At 64.7% G+C, this 8,936-nt stretch carries 6 protein-coding genes; 2 read left to right on the forward strand and 4 right to left on the reverse strand.

Annotated features, from left to right (window positions below; all coding sequences use genetic code 11):
- The first annotated feature begins 12 nt into the window (after positions 1 to 12).
- The gene (locus GTP44_RS12975; protein WP_161019776.1) at positions 13 to 1,992 is read left to right on the forward strand and encodes a monovalent cation:proton antiporter family protein; all 1,980 of its coding nucleotides are present in this window, start codon (positions 13 to 15) and stop codon (positions 1,990 to 1,992) included.
- On the opposite strand, the gene GTP44_RS12980 is transcribed toward GTP44_RS12975, so the two are convergent.
- The 4 genes from GTP44_RS12980 to ychF form a co-directional block, all read right to left on the reverse strand.
- Positions 1,989 to 3,161, reverse strand: coding sequence for a GGDEF domain-containing protein (locus tag GTP44_RS12980; protein ID WP_161019765.1), 1,173 nt, complete (start codon positions 3,159 to 3,161; stop codon positions 1,989 to 1,991). The two genes, GTP44_RS12975 and GTP44_RS12980, sit on opposite strands and share 4 nt — an antisense overlap.
- 71 nt (positions 3,162 to 3,232) lie before the next feature.
- Entirely contained in the window at positions 3,233 to 4,084 is an 852-nt protein-coding gene (locus tag GTP44_RS12985) for an MOSC domain-containing protein (protein ID WP_161019766.1), read from the reverse strand.
- Between the two features lies 1 nt (position 4,085).
- Positions 4,086 to 5,585 (reverse strand): NYN domain-containing protein, encoded by a 1,500-nt coding sequence (locus GTP44_RS12990; RefSeq protein WP_161019767.1) that lies wholly within the window; start codon positions 5,583 to 5,585, stop codon positions 4,086 to 4,088.
- 69 nt (positions 5,586 to 5,654) lie between these two features.
- Complete coding sequence (gene ychF / locus GTP44_RS12995; protein ID WP_161019768.1) at positions 5,655 to 6,746, reverse strand: redox-regulated ATPase YchF; 1,092 nt, start codon at positions 6,744 to 6,746, stop codon at positions 5,655 to 5,657.
- Positions 6,747 to 6,993: 247 nt separating this feature from the next.
- On the opposite strand from ychF, the gene GTP44_RS13000 reads away from it, so the two are divergent.
- Positions 6,994 to 8,805 (forward strand): DUF885 domain-containing protein, encoded by a 1,812-nt coding sequence (locus GTP44_RS13000; protein WP_161019769.1) that lies wholly within the window; start codon positions 6,994 to 6,996, stop codon positions 8,803 to 8,805.
- Positions 8,806 to 8,936: the final 131 nt, after the last annotated feature.

Here is an 8,936-nt window from a genome sequence, read left to right on the forward strand (position 1 = left end):
GCTGTTGAAATGATGTTTTCACCTCTGGAATTGACCTTGTTGTTGCTGGGAAGCGCCGTGCTCGGCGTGGTCGCTTTCCGCATGATGCACCTGCCGCCGATGCTCGGCTACCTGACCGTCGGCATCCTGATCGGCCCCCACGCGCTCGGCCTGGCCGAGCAGAGCGAAACCACCCACGGCCTGGCCGAGTTCGGCGTGGTGTTCCTGATGTTCTCGATCGGCCTCGAATTTTCCCTGCCCAAGCTGAAGGCGATGCGCGCCATCGTGTTCGGGTTGGGCCTGGCGCAGGTGGTGCTGACGATCATCGCCACCATGATCTTCGGCTGGGCGCTGGCCACGCAATTGCCGCCGCACCTGCAGATTTCGTGGCAGGCCGCGTTCGCGCTGGGCGGCGCGCTGGCCATGTCGTCCACCGCCATCGTGGTCAAGATGCTGACCGAGCGGCTGGAACTGGAATCCGAACATGGCCGCAAAATCATCGGCATTTTGCTGTTCCAGGACCTGGCGGTGGTGCCGCTGCTGATCCTGATCCCGTCGCTGGGCGAGCGCCCGGAGGCGCTGGCCGAGACGCTGGGCTGGGCCAGCCTGAAGGCGGTGGTGGTGCTGGCCCTGCTGTTCGTGGTCGGCCACAAGGTCACGCGCGGCTGGTTCACCATCGTGGTCAAGCGCCGCTCGCAGGAATTGTTCATGCTCAACCTGCTGCTGGTGGTGATGGCGGCCGCCTGGATCACCGAGCGCGCCGGCCTGTCGCTCGCACTGGGCGCCTTCGTGGCCGGCATGCTGATTTCCGAGACCGAGTTCCGCCACCAGGTGGAAGAAGACATCAAGCCATTCCGCGACGTGCTGCTGGGGCTGTTCTTCATCACCATCGGCATGCTGCTGAACCTGCGCATGGTGCTGGACAACTGGTGGCTGGTGCTGCTCCTGCTGTTGCTGCCGGTGGTGATGAAATTCGCGCTGATCGCCGGCCTGGCCAAGCTGTTCGGCTCGTCGGACGGCGTGTCGATGCGCACCGGCCTGGCGCTGGCGCAGGCGGGCGAGTTCGGCTTCGTGCTGCTGAACCTGGCGGCCGACCATCACCTGATGGATGCCTACGTGGTGCAGGTGGTGCTGGCGTCGATGGTGCTGTCGATGCTGCTGGCGCCGTTCATCATCGCCCAGTCCGACCGCATCGTGATGAAGTTCTCCAGCAACGAATGGATGATGCAATCGCTGGCGCTGACCAAGATCGCCAGCCGCACGATGAAGGCCAACAAGCACGTGCTGGTGTGCGGCTTCGGCCGCAGCGGCCAGAGCCTGGCGACGCTGCTGACCGAGGAAAAGATCGACTACCACGCGCTGGACCTCGATCCGGAACGGGTGCAGGTGGCGCAGACCGCCGGCGCCCACGTCTCCTACGGCGACGCCGCGCGGCGCGAAAGCCTGGTGGCGGCCGGCATCTACCGCGCCTCGGCGGTGGTGATCACCTACGCCGACACGCGCTCGGCGCTGAAAGTGCTGCACCAGGTGCATGAGCTGACGCCGACCTTGCCGGTGATCGTCCGCTCGCACGACGACACCGACCTCGACAAGCTGAAGAGCGCCGGCGCCGCCGAGGTGGTGCCCGAATTGATGGAAGGCAGCCTGATGCTGGCCTCGCACGCGCTGGTGATGCTGGGCGTACCGCTGCGGCGTGTGGTGCACCGCGTGCAGGCGGCGCGGGAAGAGCGCTACGCCTCGCTGCGCGGCTACTTCCACGGCATGAGCGACGTCGAGGAGGACGCCGACCTGGAGCGCCTGCATACCGTCACGCTGACCGGCAGCGCCGGCAGCATCGGCCGCGCGCTCGGTTCGTTGGAGGTGGAGGCGTCGGGCGCCGAAGTGGCCAGCATCCGCCGCGGCATGGCCGGTGTCGAGGTGACGCCGGAGACCATCCTGCAGGCCGGCGATGTGGTGGTGGTGCGCGGCGTCGCCGAAGCCGTCAGCCGCGCCGAACAGCGCCTGCTGCGCTAGGGCGCCTCTCGGAAGCTGACCACACGGTTGCGGCCGCCCTCTTTGGCGTCGTACAGCAGACCATCTGCGCGCTCGATCAGATTGCGGGCGGTCAGCGCCGCCTCGCCTTCGGCCGCATCCACATCCAGGCAGGCGACGCCGATCGACACCGTCACCGACAACTGCAGCGACGGCGACAGCACGATCATGCTGCCGGCCACGCCGGCGCGGATGCGCTCGGCCACGAAGGCGGCGCTTTCCAGGTTGGCATCGATCAGCAGCACGACGAATTCCTCGCCGCCGAAGCGCGCCAGCGCGTCCGAGGTGCGCAGCTCGTTCTTGATGCGCGCCGCCACTTCGCGCAGCACTTCGTCGCCGCCGCCATGGCCGACCGTGTCGTTGACGCGCTTGAAGTGGTCGACATCGATGTACATCAAGGAAATCGGATAGCGCTGACGGCGCGCCCGCGCGATCTCCTCCAGCAGACGGCGGTCGATGTAGCGACGGTTGTAGACGCCGGTCAGCGAGTCGGTCAGCCCGATGTATTTCAGCATCTCGTTGCTGATCACGTTCTCCAGGCAGATGGCGATGATCGACGCCATGTGCTCGATGAAATCGGTGCCCAGGCTGGGCGTAAAGCGCGTCGGATCGCAGCTGCCCAGATTGAGGCTGCCGATAATGCGCTTGTTGCGCATCAGCGGCACCAAGGCCACGCTTTGCAGGCCGGCCGGCGCGTTCGGGAACGACGGCGCATGGCGCAACTTTTCGTACATGCCCAGCAGCGGCTTGGGCGCCGGCACCGCCGCATTATGGCGCCCCAGCTCCAGGTCCAGCTGGTCCAGCGTTTCAACAAAGATCAGGCCGGGGAAATCGGCAAACACCACATCGAGCTTGAGCATGACGGTGCGGATGTCGGCATCCTCGTCGATCAGCGTCAGCGTCACGCTATCGAGTTCGGAAATCACCGGCAGCACGCGGAAGATGGTGCCGATCAGTTCAGGGAAATTGGCGGCGCCGATAATGTTCAGGTCGAAAGCCTGGTGGCGCGTCATGATGGAGTGGTTGCGTTCGGCCTGCTCCAGCAGATAGGCCATGCGCGCGCGCAATGCCCGGTTTTCGGCCGCCAGATCGTGCGCTGGGTCAGCGTGATCGGGGTGAGGCGGAAGTTTCCCGGTTGCGGTGTGCGTCATAATTGATTGGCCTTTCTTGCGTACCCTCTCACATTACGCCAAGTTGCGGCACTTGGGAATGCTCCCGCGTATCAAAAAGCCAAGCTGACTTCAATTTCTTGCCCCACCCGCACACGCTGGTCTTGACCAGCGATCAAAATGGCGTTCATGCCGAAGCACAGCGCGCCGTCCACCTCGGGCTTGGCGCGGTAGCTTTGCATGATGTCCATCGGATCCGGGCCGAACGCGCCGGTGTCCTGATCGATCGACGGCATCGGGCAGCGCGGGCAAGGCTTGACCGGTTTCAGCAGCACCTCGCCGATCCGGTAGCTGTCCGCATAGTCTTCCTCGAAGGCTGCGATGCCACCGATGACCAGATTCGGACGGAAGCGGTTCATCGGCAGCGGCTGCCGGCCGGCGGCCGCCAGTTTCTGGTTCAGGTCGTCCAGCGAGGCGGCGCCGGCCACCAGTATCGGATAACCGTCGGAAAACATCGTGCTCGCCTGCACGCCGTTGGTCCACTTGGCGCTGACCGGCCGTTCGGCGTTGGCGTGGAAGCGCGCCAGACGGCACGGCACGCCGATGGCCTTGGTGAACCACTCGGCGGTCAGCGCGTCGCAGTCGTAGGCCAGCACGGTGTCGTCCCAGACCTGGGTGGTCAGTGTCGGCGCGGTGTGCGGGTCCGGCAGGTCGAGCGGGATGGCCAGGCGCAGCATGCCGGGCGCTTGCACTTCCAGCGTCGCGCCGTTGAGCGTCGGCTTGATCAGCGCCATGCGCGGATGCTCGCGCTGCGTCAGGCAAAGGCCGTCGTTGTCCACCACCATCCATTCACGATCGTAGATCTGCTCGGTCATCAGACCCAGCGTCGTCACCGTGGCTTCCTGCAACGACAGGCCGGCACAGGACTTGATCGGGTACAGCGTGATGGCGGACAACACGGGCATCTTATTCCTCGCTTGGCGCGGCGGTTTTCGGCGCACGCGGAGCGCGCGCGGCAGGCTTGCGGGCCGGCTTGACGCTGTCCACCGGCTTGGCCGCATCGACTGGCTTGGCGTCAGGCTTCGCGTCCGGCTTGGCCTTGGGCTTGGCGTTTGGCTTGGCGTTCTGTTTGCCTTTGGCCGGCTTCGCTGGCTTGGCATCGACCTCGGCGGCTGGCGCGGGAGCGGCGGCGACTGGCTCGACGGGAGCGACTGGCTCGACGGGAGCGACTGGCTCGACGGGAGCGACTACCTCCACCGCAACCGCGGTGGCGTCAGTCTCGTTGCCAACCTTGCCCTTCCTGGCCTCGGTCTTCAGCTTGCGTGCCGGCGGCTTGGTGCCGTTCTTTTTCCGGGACTGCGACTTCGTTGCCGCTGGCAATTCCACTGCCGCCTCTGGCGCGGCTGGCGCCACGGCTGCCACGGCGACCGGCTCCACCGCCTCGGTCGGCGCGGCGTCCGGCTGCTCGACGGCATTGCGCGGCGGCTGCGCCTGACGCAGTGCCTGACGTTCGGCAAAGCGCTCGGCGGCGGTACGGCCGCGATTGCGGCTACGGCGCGATTCCTGCTGGCCAACTTCGGCAGCCGCCACGACCGCTGGCGTATTGCCCTCGGCCACCGCAGGCGTCTCGCTTGCCGGCTGCGGTACGCCATTGCCGCGATACACATACGCGCCCGACTTCTCGTCACGGCCGAACTCCAGATAGCCGCGCGCCTTGCATTCCTCGATCAGATTGCCGAAGGTACGGAAGCCATAGTACGACTCGCTGAAGTCCGGCTTGCGGCGCTTGATCGCCTCCTTCAGCACGGAGGCCCAGATCTTGCCGCTGTCGCCGCGTTCCAGCACCAGCGCCTCGAAGGTATCGACGGCGATCTCGACCGCCTGGTTGCGGCGCTTGTCCATCTCCTCGCGGCGGACGCGCTCCTCTTCCGGGGTGCGCTTGACCTGCGGCTTGCTGTCGGCATTGGCCTCGCGCTTGGCGCGGCGGCTTTCGCGCACCAGGTCGTCGTAGAAGATGAATTCATCGCAGTTGGCCACCAGCAGGTCGGAGGTCGACTGCTTGACGCCGACGCCGATCACCTTCTTGGCGTTCTCGCGCAGCTTGGACACCAGCGGCGAAAAATCGGAATCGCCGGAAATGATGACGAAGGTGTCGACGTGCGACTTGGTGTAGCACAGGTCCAGCGCATCGACCACCATGCGGATATCGGCCGAGTTCTTGCCGGACTGGCGCACGTGCGGAATCTCGATCAGCTCGAAGTTCGCCTCGTGCATCGAGGCCTTGAAGGACTTGTAGCGGTCCCAGTCGCAATAGGCTTTCTTGACCACGATGCTGCCCTTGAGCAGCAAGCGTTCCAGCACCGGCTTGATATCGAACTTGTCGTAGTTAGCGTCGCGCACGCCGAGCGCCACGTTCTCAAAATCGCAGAACAGCGCCATGCTGACGTTTTCGTTGGAGGATGCCATGGAAGTATAGGTAGAGAGTGTCAGAAGCGGCCAGACGACAACGCGCCCGACCGCAAAGGGAAGAACAGTTTACACGTTGAACAGGAAGTTCAGCACGTCGCCATCCTTGACCACGTATTCCTTGCCCTCGGCGCGCATCTTGCCGGCCTCTTTGGCGCCGGCCTCGCCCTTGTACTGGATGAAGTCGTCATAGGCGATGGTCTGCGCGCGGATGAAGCCGCGCTCGAAGTCGGTGTGGATCACGCCGGCCGCCTGCGGCGCGGTGTCGCCGATCTTGATGGTCCAGGCGCGCACTTCCTTCACGCCGGCGGTGAAGTAGGTTTGCAGGCCCAGCAGCTTGTAGGCGGCGCGGATCAGACGGTCCAAGCCTGGCTCTTGCATGCCCATGTCGGCCAGGAAGGCGCTCTTGTCGTCATCTTCCAGGTCGGCGATCTCGGCTTCAATCGAAGCGCAGATGGCGACGATCGGCGCGTTCTGGGTGGCGGCGTAGGCGGTCAGCTGGTCCAGCAGCGGGTTGTTGGTGAAACCACTGTCCGACACGTTGGCCACGTACATGGCCGGCTTGGCGGTGATCAGGCACAGCGGCTTGATCAGGGCCAGCTCGTCGGCGTCCAGGCCCATCGCGCGCACCGGCTTGGCTTCGTTCAGGTGCGGCACGATGCGCTCCATGATGGCCAGCAGCTTGGCGGCATCCTTATCGCCGGAGCGGGCTTTCTTGTTCTCGCGGTGAATGGCTTTTTCCACCGTGCCGAGGTCGGCCAGCGCCAGCTCGGTCTGGATCACTTCGATGTCGTCCAGCGGGCTGACCTTGCCGGCCACGTGGATCACGTTGTCGTCCTCGAAGCAGCGCACGACGTTGACGATGGCGTCGGTTTCGCGGATGTGCGACAGGAACTGGTTACCCAGGCCCTCGCCCTGCGACGCGCCCGCCACCAGGCCGGCGATGTCGACGAATTCGACGATGGCGTTGACCATGCGCTCGGGCTTGACGATCTCGGCCAGCGCGGCCATGCGCGGGTCCGGCACCTCGACCACGCCGACGTTGGGCTCGATGGTGCAGAACGGGTAGTTTTCAGCCGGGATGCCGGCTTTGGTCAGGGCGTTGAACAGGGTGGACTTGCCGACGTTAGGCAGGCCGACGATGCCGCATTGGAGACTCATGTGAACCTTTAAATTATCAATATTGCCGGCAAGCGGCTTGTGAAAACCGCCCGGCGGGGGGCGTTTTGGGTATTCTTGCAGTTTTTGCTGGTTTACAGCGTTCAAGGGTCCATTGTACCGCCCTTGCCCGCACTCTTCAAAAAAACAGGAGGCGCCGCGTGTGTTGCCACATCGCGCGCTGCCGGCCGATCTTCGGTCACTTGTTTAATGCTAGACTCTTTCGCCATCACACATCTCAGGAAAACTCATGTCTCGTCTGCGTACTTCGGTTCTGATTGCCAGCCTGATGCTGGCGGGTGCTTATACGCTGCCGGTCCAGGCGACGCCGATGGTGGCGGCGAAGGCGAACGCGGCGCAGAAGCAGCTGGCGAAGCTGGCGGCGGCGTTCCATACGGCGCGCTGCAAGTTCGATCCGCTGCTGTTTGCCACCGCGAATGGCGACAGCCGCTACAACGATCAGCTGGGCATGGCGATCTCGCCCAAGGTGCGCGCCGAGCAATTCACCCTGTACCGTTCCCTGCAAAAGCAGTTGATGCAGGTGCGCCGCGAGCAGTTGGGCGCGCAGGATCAACTGACCTACGATCTGCTGAGTTACGAGTTGAACAACGCGATGCAGCTGGAATCCTTCCCCGAGTATCTGCTGCCGCTGAACCAGTTCGACAACGTGCCCAGCACACTGGCCAACTACGCCGGCGGCACCGGCTCGCAGCCGCTGGGCACCGTCAAACAGTACCAGGACTACCTGAGCCGCCTGAACCAGTTGCCACGCTGGATCGATCAGGCCATCGCCAACATGAAGGAAGGCATGCGCCGCGGCGTGGTGCAGCCGAAGGCGATCACCGTGGCGATGCTGCCGCAGTTCCAGAACCTGCGCGCGGCGACGGCCGAGACCAGCATCTACTATTCGCCGGCGACGCGCTTCCCCACCGCGTTCTCTGAAGCCGACAAGCAGCGCCTCGGCGCCGCCTACCTGAAGGCGGTGGACGCGGGCATCGCGCCGGCGCTGACGCGACTGGTCAACTTCCTGCAGAACGAATACCTGCCGGCCAGCCGTACCAGCACCGGCTGGAGCGCGCTGCCGAACGGCACCGCCTGGTATGCCGCGCGCATCAAGGACAGCACCAACCTGCCGCTGACGGCCGACGAGGTGCACGCGCTGGGCCAGAAAGAAGTCGCTCGCATCCAGCAGCAGCTGGCCGCGCTCGGCCCCAAGCTGGGCTACGACGGCCCGGAGCAACAGCTGCCGCAATGGGTCGGCGCGCAGAGCAAGTTCAACCTCTTCAGCAGCGACGAGCAGGTGCTGGACGCCTACCGCGCCATCTACGCGCAAGTGCAGGCCAAGCTGCCCACCTACTTCAGCCTGATTCCGAAGGCAAGGCTGGAGCTGCATCTGGAACCCGAGCTGACGCGCGCCACCGCCTCGGATCACTACACGCCGCCGGCGGCGGACGGCTCGCATCCCGGCGTTTTCTGGCCGGTGGTGAACGATCCCAAAAAATACAGCCGGGTCGACATGGTCAGCCTGTTCCTGCACGAAGGCATCCCCGGCCACCACCTGCACGCCGCGCTGCTGAAGGAACTGGATCTGCCGGACTTCCGCAAGTTCAGCACCGAGAATCCGAACAGCGCCGCCTACACCGAAGGCTGGGCGCTGTATTCCGAAACACTGGGCAAGGAGTTGGGCCTGTACGACGATCCGGTCGCCTACTACGGCCACCTGAACGCCGAGCTGCTGCGCGCCGCGCGGCTGGTGGTCGACACCGGCATGCACGCCAAAGGCTGGTCGCGCGAGCAGGCGATCACCTATCTGGCCGACACGCTGGGCTGGCCGGAAGCGCGCGCCCGCAACCAGATCGAGCGCTACATGGTGTGGCCGGCGCAAGCGCTGAGCTACAAGATCGGCGCGCTGAAGATACTGGAACTGCGCGCGCGGGCGCAGCAGGCGCTGGGCGACAAGTTCAGCTACCAGAAATTCCACGAAGTGGTCATCGGCGACGGCACCTTGCCGCTGCCGATCCTGGAGCAGCGCGTCGACCGCTGGATCGCCACCGCAAAGTGACGCTCCGGTGTCAGATACCGTCTTGAATGGCAAGCTTTTTCGATAAGTATTTGGGGTCGAAAGGCTTGCCAGTACGGATGACACCGTAAATCAGATGCGTCAGTTTGTGAACGACAGCACTGATCACCGCT

The sequence above is a fragment of the Duganella lactea genome, assembly GCF_009857505.1.
Lineage (GTDB): Bacteria > Pseudomonadota > Gammaproteobacteria > Burkholderiales > Burkholderiaceae_D > Rugamonas > Rugamonas lactea.